This window comes from Bradyrhizobium sp. Crot121, from assembly GCF_059512385.1.
This window is the reverse complement of sequence record NZ_JCAMOR010000009.1, coordinates 174,839-190,923: the sequence shown is the minus strand read 5'-3', so window position 1 is coordinate 190,923 and position 16,085 is coordinate 174,839. Positions and strand designations below refer to the sequence as shown.

14 protein-coding genes are annotated in these 16,085 nt (G+C 62.7%); 13 read left to right on the top strand and 1 reads right to left on the bottom strand.

Features of this window, described 5'->3' with window-relative positions; translation table 11 throughout:
• Nucleotides 1–291: 291 nt before the first annotated feature.
• Nucleotides 292–2,259, top strand: coding sequence for a relaxase/mobilization nuclease RlxS (gene rlxS, locus AC5ZGW_RS11915; protein WP_130229211.1), 1,968 nt, complete (start codon nucleotides 292–294; stop codon nucleotides 2,257–2,259).
• Between the two features lie 8 nt (nucleotides 2,260–2,267).
• Here the strand turns inward: rlxS and AC5ZGW_RS11910 are convergent, their stop codons facing one another.
• A complete protein-coding gene (locus tag AC5ZGW_RS11910) occupies nucleotides 2,268–3,617 on the bottom strand; it encodes a GSU2403 family nucleotidyltransferase fold protein (RefSeq protein WP_165435500.1) in 1,350 nt (449 codons plus the stop codon).
• A 422-nt stretch (nucleotides 3,618–4,039) separates the two neighbouring features.
• Here AC5ZGW_RS11910 and AC5ZGW_RS11905 point away from each other — a divergent pair, with 422 nt between their 5' ends.
• The 12 genes from AC5ZGW_RS11905 to AC5ZGW_RS11850 all read left to right on the top strand — a co-directional run bounded on the left by AC5ZGW_RS11905 (nucleotide 4,040) and on the right by AC5ZGW_RS11850 (nucleotide 16,012).
• Entirely contained in the window at nucleotides 4,040–6,067 is a 2,028-nt protein-coding gene (locus AC5ZGW_RS11905) for a conjugal transfer protein TraG (RefSeq protein WP_496113917.1), read from the top strand.
• An 11-nt stretch (nucleotides 6,068–6,078) separates the two neighbouring features.
• On the top strand, nucleotides 6,079–6,630 hold the full coding sequence (locus tag AC5ZGW_RS11900) for a CopG family transcriptional regulator (RefSeq protein ID WP_130229213.1): 552 nt from the start codon (nucleotides 6,079–6,081) through the stop codon (nucleotides 6,628–6,630).
• The gene (trbB, locus tag AC5ZGW_RS11895; protein WP_165435501.1) at nucleotides 6,623–7,606 is read left to right on the top strand and encodes a P-type conjugative transfer ATPase TrbB; all 984 of its coding nucleotides are present in this window, start codon (nucleotides 6,623–6,625) and stop codon (nucleotides 7,604–7,606) included. Before AC5ZGW_RS11900 ends, trbB begins: the two co-directional genes overlap by 8 nt.
• 117 nt (nucleotides 7,607–7,723) lie before the next feature.
• Nucleotides 7,724–7,993 (top strand): TrbC/VirB2 family type IV secretion system protein, encoded by a 270-nt coding sequence (locus AC5ZGW_RS11890; RefSeq protein WP_130229227.1) that lies wholly within the window; start codon nucleotides 7,724–7,726, stop codon nucleotides 7,991–7,993.
• Entirely contained in the window at nucleotides 7,993–8,250 is a 258-nt protein-coding gene (locus tag AC5ZGW_RS11885; RefSeq protein WP_130229214.1) for a VirB3 family type IV secretion system protein, read from the top strand. Before AC5ZGW_RS11890 ends, AC5ZGW_RS11885 begins: the two co-directional genes overlap by 1 nt.
• Nucleotides 8,244–10,814: a conjugal transfer protein TrbE gene (gene trbE, locus AC5ZGW_RS11880; RefSeq protein ID WP_130229215.1), complete on the top strand. Its 2,571-nt coding sequence runs from the start codon at nucleotides 8,244–8,246 to the stop codon at nucleotides 10,812–10,814. The genes AC5ZGW_RS11885 and trbE overlap by 7 nt, the downstream gene beginning before the upstream one ends.
• Nucleotides 10,815–10,892: 78 nt before the next feature.
• Entirely contained in the window at nucleotides 10,893–11,594 is a 702-nt protein-coding gene (gene trbJ, locus AC5ZGW_RS11875) for a P-type conjugative transfer protein TrbJ (protein WP_245475019.1), read from the top strand.
• Between the two features lie 13 nt (nucleotides 11,595–11,607).
• Nucleotides 11,608–12,774 (top strand): P-type conjugative transfer protein TrbL, encoded by a 1,167-nt coding sequence (gene trbL, locus AC5ZGW_RS11870; protein ID WP_130229217.1) that lies wholly within the window; start codon nucleotides 11,608–11,610, stop codon nucleotides 12,772–12,774.
• Between the two features lie 3 nt (nucleotides 12,775–12,777).
• On the top strand, nucleotides 12,778–13,482 hold the full coding sequence (gene trbF, locus AC5ZGW_RS11865) for a conjugal transfer protein TrbF (RefSeq protein ID WP_130229218.1): 705 nt from the start codon (nucleotides 12,778–12,780) through the stop codon (nucleotides 13,480–13,482).
• Complete coding sequence (trbG, locus tag AC5ZGW_RS11860) at nucleotides 13,479–14,504, top strand: P-type conjugative transfer protein TrbG (RefSeq protein WP_130229219.1); 1,026 nt, start codon at nucleotides 13,479–13,481, stop codon at nucleotides 14,502–14,504. The genes trbF and trbG overlap by 4 nt, the downstream gene beginning before the upstream one ends.
• Nucleotides 14,501–15,772 carry a TraB/TrbI/VirB10 family type IV secretion system protein gene (locus tag AC5ZGW_RS11855; RefSeq protein WP_130229220.1) on the top strand — a complete coding sequence of 424 codons (1,272 nt, stop codon included), beginning with the start codon at nucleotides 14,501–14,503 and terminating at the stop codon, nucleotides 15,770–15,772. Before trbG ends, AC5ZGW_RS11855 begins: the two co-directional genes overlap by 4 nt.
• Nucleotides 15,773–15,775: 3 nt before the next feature.
• Nucleotides 15,776–16,012: a DUF2274 domain-containing protein gene (locus tag AC5ZGW_RS11850; protein WP_130229221.1), complete on the top strand. Its 237-nt coding sequence runs from the start codon at nucleotides 15,776–15,778 to the stop codon at nucleotides 16,010–16,012.
• Nucleotides 16,013–16,085 lie beyond the last annotated feature (73 nt).

Below are 16,085 nucleotides of genomic sequence, written 5' to 3'. Positions count from 1 at the left end.
ATCCTCCCTTGCAGCAAGGAACCCGATATGGAACGCCAACGCACTCTCGGGAAGTCGTGCAAGATTCCGACGCTTACGGCAGCTAGGCAGCTAAGCGGGAGGGCAAGATAAAAGCACTGGCGCTATGGGGCGCCTAAGCCATTGTCTGCACATCCAAGTGTTGGCGACACGGCTAGCCGCGATGTCGCCAAGCGAGTTCTAAAGCAACGATCGCGCTCATTGATTGCGTCTGCGGCTTGGCAGCCGAGCGCAGGGTTCGCATATCCGCGCTCTTGCAACGGGGACTTGCTCATGGCCGGCGTCGACGACGACGAATTCGAGGTGAAGCTTGGGCGGATCGGCAATCGCAAGCCCGCGAAAGCGACCAGCTACCTTCGACGCGTTCGGCAAGAGGCGGCCAAGGCCAGCGCCGGTGCGTCCGGTTCGTCGTTCACAGGCGGCCGCATCGGCCGCGGCCGCGCGCAAGGAACGGTATTGGCCCAGCGTGGACGAAGCCGCGGCCAACGCCGTGTCGTGGTCAAGGCTCGGATCGTGCGGATCAAGTCAGGTGACCTAGGCGCCGTGCGAGCCCACCTGCGATACGTCCAGCGCGACGGCGTCACACGCGAGGGCGAGCCAGGGGAGCTCTATGACGCCGGCAACGATCGCGCCGACGCCAAGGCCTTCGCGGAACGCAGCGCAGGCGATCGCCACCAGTTCCGGTTCATCGTGGCGCCGGAGGATAGTGTGGAGCTGGCGGACTTGAAACCCTTCATCCGCGACCTCATGCGGCAGATGGAGCAGGACCTCGGCACCAGGCTCGACTGGGTCGCTGCCGATCATTTCAACACCGGCCATCCCCATACCCACATCGTCCTCCGCGGCAAGGACGGTGAAGGAGACGACCTCGTTATCGCACGCGACTATATCGCTCACGGCTTTCGGTCGCGGGCGGCGGCGTTGATCACTCGAGAGCTCGGTCCTGAAACCGATATCGAGGTCGCGCGCAAGCTTCAGCAGGAGATCACGGCCGAGCGGCTGACGCGGCTCGACCGGAGTATCCTGCGAGATGCTCCGGACGGAGTTCTTGAGTTGGGTGCGCTGTATGGACGGGAACCTGCCTGGCAAGCGGCCCGTATCGGACGGCTACGAGCCCTGGGGCGGATGGGTTTGGCCGAGGAGAGCGAGCCCGGTCGTTGGCAGATCAATCCCGAGCTGGAGCCCAAGCTCAGACGGATGGGGGAACGCGGCGACATCATCAAAACCATGCACCGCGAGATGGCCGCGGCAGGAGTTACGCGGGCGGCGGCCGACTATGCGATCTTCGATCCGGAAGGAAGCGCGCATCGCCTGGTCGGCCGGGTCGTCGGCGAGGGGTTTGCGGATGAACTGACGGAACGTCGCTATGTCGTGATCGACGGGGTGGACGGACGAACGCACTATGTCGAGCTTGGTAGCCTTCGTCCCAACGAAGAAGTGCCTGTCCGGAACACGATTCTGGAGCTTAGGTCGCGCGTCGCTGAACCGCGCGCAATCGATCGCACGATCGCTAGCGTCGCCGCCCGCCATGGTGGCATCTACAGCGATCGTGCGCATCGAGAATTCGATCCGCAAGCATCGGGCGAATATGTCGGATCACACGTGCGGCGCCTGGAGGCGATGCGGCGCGAGGGGTTGGTCGGCCGGCTTGCCGATGGCAGTTGGAGCGTGGGACGGGATTATCTGGGTCGGGCGCTCCAGTACGAGAAGCTCCAGCAAACGCGCAATCCGGTGCGGGTCGCGGTGCTGTCATGGCAAAGGCTCGAGGATCTGCCGCAGGCGCTGGGTGCCACCTGGCTCGATCGCAAGCTCGTTGGGAAGGAGCCCGATGAGCTCGCATCGACCGGCTTTGGGGCGGAGGTGGAGGCAGCGCTCCGAACAAGACGGCAATGGCTGATCGAGCAGGGGCTGGCGCGAGAGGAAGGTGGCCAGATGCGTTTTGCCCGGAACATGCTCGAGACGCTCGAAGCGCGCGAGTTGGCGTGGACTGCCGCTGAGATATCCGCGCGCACCGGCCTTGAACATTTCGATGTCAGGGCCGGCGACAAGGTCGACGGAGTCTACCGGCGCATGCTGACGCTGAACAGCGGGCGGTTCGCCCTGATCGAACGATCCCGCGAGTTCGTGCTTGTGCCCTGGCGGCCGGTGCTCGAGCGAGCGCGCGGGCAATTGGTCACGGGCCAGGTCGGCGGGGAGGGCATATCCTGGTCGATCGGCATCAAGCGCGGAATTGGACGATGACGGGGGACTTACTTTCGTTTGGGGGCTCGTCGCGTCGAAAAACTCTCGACGTCGGATGTCTTGACCAGGACGGCACCGGGCTCATCGACCGGCGAGGAGAGATACTTGGCGCGAGCGATCTCCTCAATCCTCGACCTGTTCTTGAGGAACGCTTCCACCCGACCATTCTGTCCGAGCCCATCGGCATCGAAATGGTCGTCGAGCGCTTCGCGGCTGACCGCGCAATTGACCACGCCGCCGAGCGCTTGGCCCTGGAATGTCACGACGTCGCGGCTGAAATCATAGCGAGCAGGCGGATTGTCGAAGGAAAGATCGATGCCCGGAATGATCGAGCGAGGTGAGCCAATGGTCTTGAGCACCGCGTCCCGAACGGTGGCCGTAAGCAACGACAGCCCTTCGAGCATCAATTGACGCCACTTGGGGCCGCGGCCATGCGCTTCCTCCCAAGCAGATTTCAGCTCGTGGGGACGCTTTTCAGCCAGGGCCGAAAGCAAGGCCTCGGACTGCTGCAGATCCTTATCGCGCTTTGCAAACCCTTCCGGGCGCCTGCGGGAGATGATGAGTTTGTGGACGGCATAGCGCGCCGGAGCCGGCACGTGCACGTAGATGCCGGGGCCGTGCAGGATGACCGCTGGCTGGGGATCGCGGATCAGGAAATCCAGGAAGCGCAGCGGCTGGGCGTCCGTATTCAGGGCGGGCAGCTTTTGGGGGCGGCCGGTCTCCTTGCCCTGGTGGGGCGTGAGAAAGTCGACGCGCAAGCCGCCCTTGGCGGCATAGCTGGTCACGCGGCGGCCGTCGGCGGTATGAGGAACGGCGCGAAAGGATTTGTCGACCTCCTTCAGCACCTCCAGAACGGGCGGCGTGGAATCCTCGACCGCGACCGAGACGTTCTTGAATTGGGCAATGTCGACGTCGCCGGTCTGCAGCGAGCCGGAGGAGAGGCGAACGCCGAGCATGGCGGCATAGGTCTGATAGGCGATCGTTCCAACGAGCACGCCACGGAGCCGAAACACGCCGGCCTTGGCGAGCGCTGCTATGACGTCGCCGATCTCGGGAATGGGGCGAGGAAAGCTGAACGAGCGGACAAGGGTGGATACGAGCGCGCGGCGCTCGCGTTCGTCCTCGCGGACCTCCTTGTGGTGGGCAATGCGCTCCAGGAGTTCTGGCGTCTCCGGGCCGACATAGCGCTGCGACCGCTCAGTGCCAGTGCCGGTCTGGAAGTACCAGTATTTGCGGCCATTGATGCTCTTGGCCGTGAACGAGCCGTTGTCAGCGAAGGCCTCCTGGAAAGCGGCATTGGCGGTGCGCTCCAGCAGCTCGGCATAGGTCGTTTGGGCAACCAGGGAAGGGGCAGGCATGGTCGGTTCCGCCATTATACTCAGTGCGCGGAGTGAGTATAATAGGGGCGGAACCCGACGTCCAGCCGGCTTATACTCACATTGCAAGATGAGTATAACGAGCATAACCCTGAGTTTGAGGCCGAATCGGTGCGTCCGGCCTAGAATTGGCGCTTTGGCTCGGTCCGTCGCTGGTCTCCGCAACCTGCGTCCCGCACGCTCCTGAGCGCATCAAGGATCATCCAGTTTGAGCGGATCGCTCACCTTCTGTTGAAGCGCTGGATCATCCTCGCCGAGACCGGATGCAGATCCTTCTCGCCGTCGCACGCCTGATCAACGTTGCTCCTGCTTCCCGGACGCGATTTTTATTTCGATTGAACGCAAAGCGCATCCGCCGCTTTCATCGCGCCGCTCGCGTCGCGTGAGCAAGTGGGGCGAGCCGGATGTTTCCAGCAAAAATTTATGTCGGTCAGATCGCCGTCGTGCTCGGCATCGTCATGGTGTCGACCTGGGGCGCGACGCAATGGACGGCTGCAGCTCTCGGCTATCAGCAGCGCCTTGGCGAACCCTGGTTCCTGTTCGTCGGCTACCCCGTCTATCTGCCCTGGCGATTGTTCGAATGGTGGTTCGCCTATGAGGCCTATGCGCCCGAGATCTTCGAGGAGGGCGGAGCCATTGCGGCAGCCGGCGGCATCGCAGGCGCGCTGTTTGCAATCGTCAATTCGGTGTGGCGCGCGCGCCAGAGCCAATTGGTGACGACTTACGGCTCGGCAAGGTGGGCGACGTCGAAGGAGATCAAGGCGGCCGGCCTGTTCGCATCGAAGGGCGTGTTTCTAGGTCGCCTCGAAAACAACTATTTGCGCCACGACGGACCGGAACACGTCATGTGCTTTGCACCGACCCGGTCGGGCAAGGGAGTGGGGCTGGTGTTGCCCACATTGCTGTCGTGGACCTCGTCTGCGGTGGTGCACGACATCAAGGGCGAGAACTGGGAACTGACCTCCGGTTGGCGTTCGACGTTTTCGCACTGCCTCTTGTTCAATCCGACCGATTCCAGAAGCGCCCGCTACAATCCGCTGCTTGAGGTGCGCAAAGGAGCGGCCGAAGTCCGCGACGTCCAGAATATCGCCGACATCCTGGTCGACCCCGAAGGGGCGCTTGAACGCCGAACCCATTGGGAAAAGACCAGTCATTCGCTGCTGGTCGGCGTCATTCTTCACGTCCTTTACGCGGAAGAGAAGAAGACGCTCACCCGCGTCACCGAGATCCTGGCCGATCCTGCGCAGTCCTTTGAGAAGACGCTCAGGATCATGCTGGCGACCAATCATCTCGGCACTGAGGCCGAGCCTAAGGTGCACCCCGTGGTCGCCGCGACCGCACGAGAGCTGCTCAACAAGTCCGAAAACGAGCGCTCAGGCGTTCTCTCGACCGCTGTGAGCTTTCTCGGGCTCTACCGTGATCCCGTCGTCAGCCGAAACACCGAATACTGTGATTGGCGCATCGCCGACCTCGTGAGTGCCGACAAGCCGGTCACGCTCTATCTCGTTGTTCCGCCGTCGGACATCAGCCGTACCAAGCCGCTGATCAGACTGATCCTCAACCAGATCGGTCGGCGGCTAACCGAGACGCTGCACACCAAGGCAGGTGACCGCACGCACCGCCAGCTCCTGATGATGCTGGACGAATTTCCCGCACTTGGCCGGCTCGACTTCTTCGAAAGCGCGCTCGCGTTCATGGCCGGTTATGGCATCCGCGCCTATCTGATCGCGCAGTCGCTCAACCAGATCGCAAAGGCGTACGGCGAGAACAACGCGATCCTGGACAATTGTCACGTCCGCATCGCATTCGCCGCCAACGACGAGCGCACCGCCAAGCGGATTTCAGACGCCCTCGGCACCGCAACGGAACTACGCGCACAGCGCAACTATGCCGGTCATCGGCTGGCGCCCTGGCTTGGCCATGTCATGGTCAGTCGTCAGGAGACCGCGCGTCCTTTGCTGACGCCAGGCGAAGTGATGCAGTTGCCGCCCGACCAGGCCATCGTGCTGGTGTCCGGCCTTGCACCAGTCCGGGCGATCAAGCTGCGGCACTATGAGGACGCAAACTTCGTCAACCGTCTGCGCAAGCCACCATTCTTGGCGGACGACGAGTATGCCGACCGGCCGCCGGTCCGCACTGACGATTGGCGCGGCGAAGTGCGCACCACCGACCTTCGCCTCGCAACCCTGCCATATCGCGAGCTCATGCAGACGGGCGGCGAGGAAGGCGGCCTCAAGCAGCAATTGCTGTTGTTCGACGAGACTGCACCGGCAGTGAGCGAACCTCGCGCCTTCGAGAAGCGATTGCTCGACGACGAGTCCGACGTCGCCGCCGACCGCAGCCAGATGCAGCAGGCTGCAAGCGCGTCAAGCACCGTACGCCGCGCCCATGCCGTCACCCGCGACGACGACGATCTTCTCCCTTCGTTCTGAAGAGTATCCCGATGAAACCGAAACTGTCGGCCTATGTCAGCGATAGCGTGGCGCAACGGCTCGAACTCGCAGCCAAGCGTCCCGGAGCCAACAAGTCAGCCATTGTCGAGGCTGCGCTGGATCGCTTTCTCAACCCCGAGCGTGACACCAGCGGCGATGCGGCGCTGATCCGAAGGCTAGACCGGATGAGCCGGCAACTGGAAGGCGCCGACCGTGACGTGAGCGTCCTGGCGGAGACCATCGCGCTCTTCATCCGCTACTACCTGACCATAACGCCGCCGCTGCCTTCCCAAGATCAGGATGCAGCGCGAGCGCTCGGCCGCGAGCGGTTCGAGATGTTTGTCGCCCAGGTCGGCAAACGCGTCGCCTCCGGCGGCCGGCTTGTCGCCGACGTCATGGACCGCGTCAGCGCCTCGAAGCCGGATCTCTTCATGCGGAACCTCGAGGAGGGCGCCCCTCTGGGCGCAGCCCAACCCGGCGACACAGGATCCCGCGCGCAGAACGCGGCGGGGGAGCCGCCGGAGCATTCTCCGGCAGGGCGAGAGGAGGTCGGCAATGTCTGATCTCCTCTCGCCAGAGACCCGCGAACGGCGTCGCGGCATGCTGCGGACCGCCATGGGACCGGCGATCGCGCTCGCCTTGGAGGAAGCCGATGTCGTCGAGGTCATGGTCAATCCCGATGGGAAGCTTTGGCTTGACCGGCATGGCACGGGCCGCGCGGACACCGGCGTCGTTCTGACGCCGCAGGAGTCCGAGCGGATCATCCGGCTGGTTGCGAGCCACGTGCGGGCGGAAGCCAGCGGTTCCTCGCCAATCATCTCGGCGGAACTCCCCGAAACGGGGGAACGCTTTGAAGGCGTCTTGCCGCCGGTCTCGCTCGCGCCTTGCTTTGCCATTCGCAAGCCCGCAACGACCACGTTCCGTCTGTCCGACTACGTCAAGGCGCAGATTGCCTCACCGCTAATGGCAAAGGTGCTGACGGCCGCGGTCAGTGAGGCGCGCAGCATCCTGATTGCCGGCGGCACCGGGTCGGGCAAGACGACGCTTGCCAATGCGCTTCTAGCGGAGATCGCCGGCCTCGAAGAGCGGGTGGTCATCATCGAGGACACCCGAGAGCTGCGCTGCGAAGCAAAGGATGCCGTGACGCTCCGGACCAAGCCGGGCGTGGCGAGCCTTGCCGATCTCGTCCGCTCCACGCTGCGCTTGCGGCCCGACCGCATCATCGTCGGCGAGGTCAGAGGCGCCGAAGCCCTCGACATGCTGAAGGCCTGGAATACGGGCCACCCCGGCGGAATTGCCACGGTCCATGCCAACTCGGCACGCGCTGCGCTCTACCGGATCGAACAACTCATTCAAGAAGCGGTCGCAACCGTGCCGCGCCGGCTCATCGCCGAGGCGATCGACGTCATTGTTTTCATCAAGGGACGGGGTCCCGCACGGCGCATCGAGGCCGTTGCCGAGCTCAAAGGCCTCGATCCGTCAGGCGACTACCTGCTCGAAACTCCGCCCGGACTTCCAAACATCTCTCACCGCCCATGACCTGAAGGAGACTGCATAATGTCCATTCGACTACGTCTCAACGCGCGTTCGCGCCTGCGTGGCTCCTGCTCGATCGGCGGGCGTCCCTTGATTGAGCTTGGCGCTGCCTCGGCCTGCATGCTTCTCAGCGTCACGGCGGCGCACGCCGCCGGTTCAGGCATGCCGTGGGAAGCCCCGCTCGAGCGTGTCCTGGAATCCGTGCAGGGACCGGTCGCAAAAATCGTCGCCGTCATCATCATCACCGTGACCGGCATATCGCTGGCCTTCGGCGACACCTCCGGCGGGTTCCGCAAGATGGTCCAGGTCGTGTTCGGCCTTTCGATCGCTTTTGCGGCGAGCTCCTTCTTCCTTTCGTTCTTCTCGTTCGGTGGCGGAGCACTGATCTAATGCGCCCCGATGGTTTTGAACTCGTGCTTCACCGGTCACTGACCGAACCGATTCTGATCGGCGGCGCGCCGCGTGCGGCCGCCATCCTGATCGGGACCTTGTCCGCCGTGCTGGCGCTCGGCTTGCGACTTTGGCTCGCAGGGCTCGTGCTGTGGGTGATCGGCCACAGCACGGCCGTGTGGCTCGCCAAGCGCGATCCGGCTTTCGTCGAAGTCGCCATCCGCCACACCAAGCACAAAGGGCGGCTCGCATGCTGAACCTGAAAGAATACCGCGGCCATGCGTATCGGCTGGCCGATTGGCTGCCATGGGCATGCCTAGTCGCCCCGGGCGTTGTCCTGAACAAGGATGGCAGCTTCCAACGGACGATACGCTACCGCGGACCGGACCTCGACAGCGCGACCGAGGCCGAGCTGATGAGTGTCGCCTCACGCGTCAACAACGTCCTCAAGCGTTTCGGCTCAGGCTGGGCTCTCTTCTTTGATGCCACGCGTATCCCGACTGGCGAATATCCGAGGTCGGAATTTCCAGATCCTGTGTCCTGGCTGGTGGATGAGGAGCGGCGGGCCGCTTTTGAAGGCGCCGCTGGGGTGGCATGGGAGGATCCGTCACGCCCCGACGGGCAGCATTTCGAGAGCGTGCTGCATCTGACCTTGATGTACCTGCCGCCTGCCGAAAGGGTCTCGCGCCTCGAAGGTTTATTTCTCGAGCGCCCGAATGAGAGGCATAGCGTTGCGGGAAAGGGGAAGCGCATTCGTCGCGATCAATCGATCGAAAGTCCTAAGAAAAGCGCCATCCATGCCGGCGAGATTGATGGCCAGCAGAGATTTGACAGCAACCAGAAAGGCTATCGGGAACATCTCCAGCGGTTTGTCCAGGAAACCGACCGGGCGATCGATCTGCTCTCGTCGGTCTTGCCCGAGATATGGCCGCTCAACGATGAGGAGACGCTCACCTATCTTCATAGCTGCGTCTCGACCAAGCGTCACCCGGTCAGCGTTCCGAAAATCCCGGCTTATCTCGATTGCTTCCTGAGCGATGAGCCGCTGACCGGTGGATTGTCGCCCGCGATCGGACGAAGCCATCTTCGTGCGCTCACCGTTCTTGGGTTTCCGCACGTCACCTTTCCGGGCCTGCTCGATGAACTGAACCGACTTGGCGTCGCCTACCGCTGGGCGACCCGGTTTATTCCGCTGGACCGCACGCAGGCGAACGCGACACTGTCGCGTTACCGGCGGCAATGGTTTGCCAAGCGCAAGTCGCTTGCCGCAATTCTGAAGGAAGTCATGTTCAACGAGCAGGCGGCGCTGCTCGATACCGACGCCAGCAACAAGGCGCTCGACGCCGATGCAGCTCTCTCCGAGCTTGGCGACGATCTGGTTGCCTTCGGCTACATCACCACGACCGTTACCGTCAGCGACGAGGACTCGCATCAAGCGGACGAGAAGATCCGCGCGGTCGAGCGGGTGATCAATAGCCGCGGGTTTACGGCCGTCCGGGAGAGCGTCAACGCGGTCGAGGCTTGGCTCGGCGGCCTGCCGGGGCAAGCCTATGCCAACATCCGCCAGCCGATCGTCCACACGCTGAATCTCGCCCACATGTGCCCATTGTCGGCAGTGTGGGCTGGACCTGAGCGGTGCGAGCACCTTGATGGCCCGCCGCTCCTGGTCGCCAAGACCAAGGGCGCGACCCCATTTCGTCTGTCGCTCTACGCCGGCGACGTCGGGCACACGATCATTGTCGGCCCCACGGGGGCGGGCAAATCGGTCCTGCTATCGATGCTCGCGCTTCAATTCCGTCGATACCCGAACGCCCGATTGATCACGTTTGACAAGGGGCGGTCGGCACGGGCGACCACGCTTGCGTTGTCGGGCGCCTGGTATGAGCTCGGCGCCAAGGGCGGCATCGCGTTTCAGCCGCTCAAAGATGTCGCGGAGGAAGGGGCGAGGCTCTGGGCGCTCGACTGGCTCTGCGGCGTGCTCGCCCATGAGGGCGTGACCATGACGCCCGATGTCAAGGAGACGCTCTGGTCGGCGCTAAGGAGCCTCGGTTCTGCGCCGGTCTCGCAGCGGACGATGACCGGGCTCGTGGCGCTGCTTGCCCGCGACGCGTTGCGGCAGGCGCTGCAGCCCTACACGCTTGAAGGACCGTACGGTCGTTTCCTGGACGCGGACGCCGATCGTCTTTCTGGTGCGGACGTGCTGACCTTCGAGATGGAAGAACTGATGGCGTTGCCTGGCCTGGTGGCGCCGGTTCTGACATATCTCTTCCACACCCTTGAAGACCGCTTCGACGGCCGGCCCACCTTGCTGGTGCTCGATGAGGCCTGGGTATTTCTGGACGACCCGCTGTTCGCGAGCCGCATTCGCGAATGGCTGAAGACGCTACGCAAGAAGAACGTCGCCGTCATTTTCGCGACCCAGTCACTGGCCGATATCGCCGACAGCCAGATCGCACCTGCGATCATCGAATCCTGTCCAAGTCGAATATTCCTGCCGAACCCCCGTGCGCTGGAGCCGACCCAGACCGAGACCTATCGCCGGTTTGGCTTGAACGACACTCAGGTTCGCCTGATCGCGGAAGCATTCCCCAAGCGCGACTATTATCTGCAGTCCCGCGCCGGAAATCGCTTGTTCGAGCTCGGCCTCGGACCGGTGGCCCTCGCGCTTGTGGCGGCATCCTCGCCTGAGGACCAGCGTGCCGTTGACGCGGTCCTGGCCCGCACCGGGCCTCACCATTTCGCCGAGCGCTACCTCGCCGAATGCGGTCTGCACTGGGCCGCAAACCTGATCAGCACCTTCGAACAAGCCCACACGGTCTGACCTCAACCTCAATCTCTGGAGTCTTCCATGCTCGAAACTACCGGCCGCATGTTCTTGGATACAACCTCAAGAATTATCGTGACAACAATACTATCATTCGTCATCGCCGTGAATGGGTCGCGACGGCTCGGGGCGTTCGATATCGTGTTCGATCCTTCGAACTACAGTCAGAACCTCCTGACCGCGGCACGGGCGCTTGAGCAGATCAACAATCAGGTCAGGAGCCTCGAAAACCAGGCGCAGTCACTGCTCAATCAAGCCAAGCATCTCGCCAGCCTGCCCGCGAGTGTGGCTGGTCAGCTCACGTCGACGATCACCCGGATGAACAGCCTGATTGGTCAGGCCAAGAACATCTCATTCGATGTCCAGAAGACCCAGCAGGATTTTGAACGCCTTTATCCCCGCCAATATGCGGCAGCCGTTTCTTCCGACAAGATGGTTCTGGACGCGACGTCGCGTTGGGACAATAGCTATGACGGTCTGAAGCGGTCGCTGACAATTCAGTCGGCCATCGTCAGCTCTCTGGATCAGGACGGCCAGACGCTCCGAACGCTGATGACCAATTCATCCGCTGCGGTCGGCTCGCTTCAGGCCCAGCAGTCCGGCAACGAACTGCTCGCCCTGCACATCAAGCAGTCGCTGCAGACCCAGGCACTTCTGGCGACCCAAGCGCGCGCGGATACGTTGCGGGCGGCCGAACAGCAGGCCTCTTCGGCTGCAGCGAAGGAGCGATTTGCTCGTTTCATCGGCGATGGCCGTGCCTACACCGGCGGCAAGTAGGCGAGGGCGCGCTATGGCTGATCTATCCGTCATTGACCGCTTTACAGAGACATTCTCGCGCTACATCGACTCCGGATTTGGCCTCCTGTCGGGCGACGTCTCGTTCCTGAGCTCAACGCTGATCGGCATCGACCTGACGCTTGCCGGCCTCGCCTGGAGCTTGCGCGCCGATGACCACATCCTGGTCACGCTTGCCAAGAAGGTGCTCTATGTCGGCGCCTTCGCGTTCATCATCGGCAACTTCCAGAGCCTTGCCGATATCGTCTTTGCGTCGTTCTCCAGCATTGGACTGAAGGCCTCGGGTGGGAGCCTATCCGCCGCCGACCTGGCACGTCCGGGCTTCGTCGCCTCCGCCGGGTTTACGGCCGCGCATCCTCTTCTGGAGGAGACCGGCCAATTCTCCGGCTTTGACGTGCTAACCAACCTGCCGACGATCCTGATCCTGCTATTCTGCTGGATCCTGATCGTGCTCGCGTTCTTCGTCCTCTCGATACAGCTCTTCGTCACCTTGATCGAGTTCAAGCTGACGACGCTCGCGAGCTTCATTCTCGTGCCATTTGCATTGTGGGGGAAGACCGCATTCTTGGCGGAAAAGACTCTCGGCAATGTCGTCGCCTCGGGAGTGAAGGTGATGGTTCTTGCGATCATCATCGGTATCGGCTCGACGATCTTCGGTCAGCTTGCAAGCACGCTGACGCGGCCGGTCGACATCGTGTCGGCCATGAGCTTGTTGCTTGCGGCGCTTGCACTGTTTGGCCTTGGCATCTTCGGTCCGGGAATCGCCGCGGGATTGGTTTCGGGTGCACCTCAGCTAGGCGCCGGCGCGGCAGCAGGAACGGTCGCGGGTGCAGCGGCTGTCGCGATCGGCGGCGGAGCGGCGGCTATCGGGGGCTTGCGCGTTGCGGCGGGCGGTTCAATGACCGCCGTCCGCTCTGCAGCATCGCTTACGGGCGCGTCTTCGACCGTGGGCACTGCGTCCCGTGCTTTACCTGCGGATCAGCTCTCCAGCGCGGGCGGCGCCAGCGGACGAACGACTGGTGCACCCGCCGCAAGGGCGGGCCAACCAACAGCTTCGTCAGGACGGGGGCACGCGAAGGAAGCGGCCAAGGTCGCGGCTCACACGCTGAAAGAAGGTGATAAGGGCGCGCATTCGTCGGGTCCGAAGCTGGGGGAGGAATAAGGCATGGCCAGTCACCCATTTCAGCGCGTGTCCGTTCGTTATGGCGAGACGCCGGAGCCGGTCACACCCTATCAGAAGGCAGCCCAGGTCTGGGACGAGCGGCTAGGAGCAGCTCGCGTGCAGGCGAGCAACTGGCGATTGGCGGCGCTGATGGCCGTCGGTCTGTCCGGTGTGCTCGGATTGACGATCTTTACCCAGAACGCCCGCTCAGGGGTCGTTCCTTACGTGGTCGAGGTCGACCGGCTCGGCGAGGTCCGGGCGGTTGGGCCGGCCCTCGAAACTTACCATCCATCAGACGCGCAGATTGCGCACTTTCTCGCGCGATTCATCGAGAACGTGCGCTCGCTATCGATCGACCCAGTCATTGTGCGGGCCAACTGGCTGCGCGCCTATGACTTCGTCACCGACCGCGGCGCACAGGCGTTGAACGATTACGCACGGGAGGCCGATCCTTTCACAAAGATCGGCTCGAAGACGGTGACCGCCGAGGTCACGTCCGTGGTGCGTGCATCTAGCGACAGTTTCGAGATCCGCTGGAAAGAAAACACCTTCGAGAACGGCTCGATCGCCAAGACAGAGCGCTTCACCGGCCTCGTCACCACGGTTCTCAAGCCGCCCGCGAATGCCGAAACGCTGCGGAAGAATCCTCTCGGCCTCTACGTCCATTCCCTCAACTGGTCGCGCGACCTCATTGGAGACGCCAAATGAACTCTGCTGTCCTCACCAAGCTCGCGTCGGCCAGTGTCCTTGCGTTGTCGCTCGGACTTGTAGGATGTGCCACCAAGCTCAATCTCGAAGCGCCCTATGATCAGATGACCTTCGAGAAGGCGCTTCCTGAGGCTGATCCGCCGGCCCCGGTGCAAGTCGTCGAGACGCCCAAGGTCTTGCCGTTACCTGGCCAGTTGAAACCCATTCCAACAAAGGGCGCCAAGGAGGAAAAGCTACCGCCGGAGCAGGCGATCGCCAAGGCGAACAAAGCGGCCAGGATGGAGCCGACGCGCGCCGGATACATCAACGCCATCCAAGTCTACCCTTGGACGGAAGGCGCGCTCTACCGGCTCTATGCAAGCCCGGAGAAAGTCTCGACCATCGTGCTTCAACCGGGCGAGGAACTGATCGACGTTTCCACCGGCGATACGGTTCGCTGGGTGGTTGGCGATACCTCGAGCGGGCAGGGTAGCGCCCGGCGGGTGCACATCCTGGTCAAGCCGACGCTTCCGGACATTCAGACCAATCTTGTGGTGCTGACCGATCGGCGGGCCTATCACCTCGAGCTCGTCTCGACCAAGCAGACCTATATGGCATCCATCTCCTGGACCTATCCAACTGACACGCTGGTCGCCCTCCACAAGCAGAATGTCGCAGCCCAGGAAAGCGAGGAACGGATCGCCGACCGCGGCGTGCGGCTCGACAGCCTGAATTTCCGCTATCGGATTGAAGGAGACGATCCGCCCTGGCGTCCGGTGCGCGCCTTTGACGACGGCCGCAAGGTCTATATCCAAATGCCGTCCGGTCTGTCGCAAGGGGAGGCGCCGCCCTTGTTCGTCGCCGGGGCCGATGGCCGTCCGAACCTCGTCAACTACCGGGTCCGCGGTTCCTACTACATCGTCGACCGGATGTTCGGCGTCGCCGAACTTCGTCTTGGCGAAAATCAGCAGCGTATCGTCCGCATCATCCGTATCGATGCGCGGCCGGTGTCGCAGACATTCAGTACCGGGAGCGCCTCATGACGAGCTTGGATCAAGATCCCGAGCCGCTTGAGCTGCGGGCGCGGCCGCGACCGGTTCGGCGCCTCAACAGGCGCGCGCTGATGATCGGTTGTGCGGTTGCCGCACTGTTCCTTGCCGGGGCGACGCTCATTGCGCTCCGACCGCATTCTTTCAAACAGTCGGAGCGGACGGAGCTATACAATACCGATCGCAAGCAGACCGCCGAGGGGCTGAGCAAGCTGCCTAAGTCCTATGAGGATCTGCCGCCAACGCCGCGGCTTGGACCGCCGTCGCCTGGAGACATCGGCCGAGCCTTTGCCGAGAACGAGAAGAAGGCCGGCGTGGCGTCGGACGCAGGCTTCCGGACCAATCCGGAGGAGGACGCCGAACGGGCTGAGCGGATCCGGCAGACGCGGGTCGCTCAGCAAGCCAAGGAGTCGGGGCTATTCTTCCGCCTGTCGGAGAAGCAGGACAAGCGCAAGCAGACAGCCACGACCGAGATGGCTGCTGCATCTCCATCCGCATTCCGGCCTTCGACTCCCGATACAGGGCCATCCGCTGCCGAACTCGCGAAGACGGCCCCGGCGATGATCGACCGATCAAGTGAGATCGTTCCGTCGTCGCAGGCCCGCAAGCTTGCCTTTGTGGGAGCGAAAGCCGACACGGAGACCACCAATCCTCATACGCTCAAACCGGCGCCATCCACCTACGCTGTGATGGCCGGGTCGATCATCCCGGCGAGCCTCGTCACCGGGCTGAATTCGGACTTGCCTGGGGCTACCATCGGCCAGGTCACCGAGAACGTCTATGACACGGTAACGGGTGAGCATCTTTTGATCCCGCAAGGGACCCGGCTTGTAGGCAAATACGATAGCGTCGTCGCCTTTGGCCAGAAGCGGGCGCTCGTCATCTGGACGCGGCTTATCCTGCCGAACGGCAATTCGATCGTGATCGAGAACCTTCCAGCGACCGACGTTGCCGGTTACGCCGGCCTCGAAGACGAGGTTGACTTCCACACTTGGCAGCTGCTCAAGGGTGTCGCCCTGGCGACCCTGATCGGGGTGGGGACCCAGCTATCGATCGGAAACGACGAGAGCGATCTCGTGAAGGCGCTGCGGGAAAGCACGCAGCAAACGACCAACCGTGCGGGACAGCGCCTGATTGAGCGCGAGCTTGACGTGCAGCCCACGATCACCGTGCGCCCGGGATGGCCGCTGCGGGTGATTGTTTCGAAGGATTTGGTGTTGAAGCCGTATCAGGACGTTCAGACGGCAGCGAAGGGCAGGTGAGGGATGAAGCTTGCGAGGTTGCCTGATCGGACGCCTGTGAAGATGACAATTGTGCTCACGCCGGGTCTAGCGCTGCGGCTGCGCGAGTATGCCGCTTTTTATGCAGAAATCTACGGCAATAAGGAGGAAGTCGCTGAACTGATACCGTTCATGCTTGAGGCATTTCTTGACGGCGATGTAGCCTTCAAAAAAGAAAAGAAGAAGGCCGATGGTACAAAATCATCATCTGGTGATGGATAGGAGTCCCATTGACGTTGAGCTATGTCCTCTGAGTGAGTGCAGTCCTTACATGTTCGATGGACGCCTCAAGCGA

What these genes read in the sequence shown, in the direction of transcription:
- rlxS (WP_130229211.1), top strand. Translation starts at nt 292, where the DNA reads ATGGCCGGCGTCGACGACGACGAATTCGAGGTGAAGCTTGGGCGGATC.
- AC5ZGW_RS11910 (WP_165435500.1), bottom strand. Translation starts at nt 3,617, where the DNA reads ATGCCTGCCCCTTCCCTGGTTGCCCAAACGACCTATGCCGAGCTGCTG.
- AC5ZGW_RS11905 (WP_496113917.1), top strand. Translation starts at nt 4,040, where the DNA reads ATGTTTCCAGCAAAAATTTATGTCGGTCAGATCGCCGTCGTGCTCGGC.
- AC5ZGW_RS11900 (WP_130229213.1), top strand. Translation starts at nt 6,079, where the DNA reads ATGAAACCGAAACTGTCGGCCTATGTCAGCGATAGCGTGGCGCAACGG.
- trbB (WP_165435501.1), top strand. Translation starts at nt 6,623, where the DNA reads ATGTCTGATCTCCTCTCGCCAGAGACCCGCGAACGGCGTCGCGGCATG.
- AC5ZGW_RS11890 (WP_130229227.1), top strand. Translation starts at nt 7,724, where the DNA reads ATGCTTCTCAGCGTCACGGCGGCGCACGCCGCCGGTTCAGGCATGCCG.
- AC5ZGW_RS11885 (WP_130229214.1), top strand. Translation starts at nt 7,993, where the DNA reads ATGCGCCCCGATGGTTTTGAACTCGTGCTTCACCGGTCACTGACCGAA.
- trbE (WP_130229215.1), top strand. Translation starts at nt 8,244, where the DNA reads ATGCTGAACCTGAAAGAATACCGCGGCCATGCGTATCGGCTGGCCGAT.
- trbL (WP_130229217.1), top strand. Translation starts at nt 11,608, where the DNA reads ATGGCTGATCTATCCGTCATTGACCGCTTTACAGAGACATTCTCGCGC.
- trbF (WP_130229218.1), top strand. Translation starts at nt 12,778, where the DNA reads ATGGCCAGTCACCCATTTCAGCGCGTGTCCGTTCGTTATGGCGAGACG.
- trbG (WP_130229219.1), top strand. Translation starts at nt 13,479, where the DNA reads ATGAACTCTGCTGTCCTCACCAAGCTCGCGTCGGCCAGTGTCCTTGCG.
- AC5ZGW_RS11855 (WP_130229220.1), top strand. Translation starts at nt 14,501, where the DNA reads ATGACGAGCTTGGATCAAGATCCCGAGCCGCTTGAGCTGCGGGCGCGG.
- AC5ZGW_RS11850 (WP_130229221.1), top strand. Translation starts at nt 15,776, where the DNA reads ATGAAGCTTGCGAGGTTGCCTGATCGGACGCCTGTGAAGATGACAATT.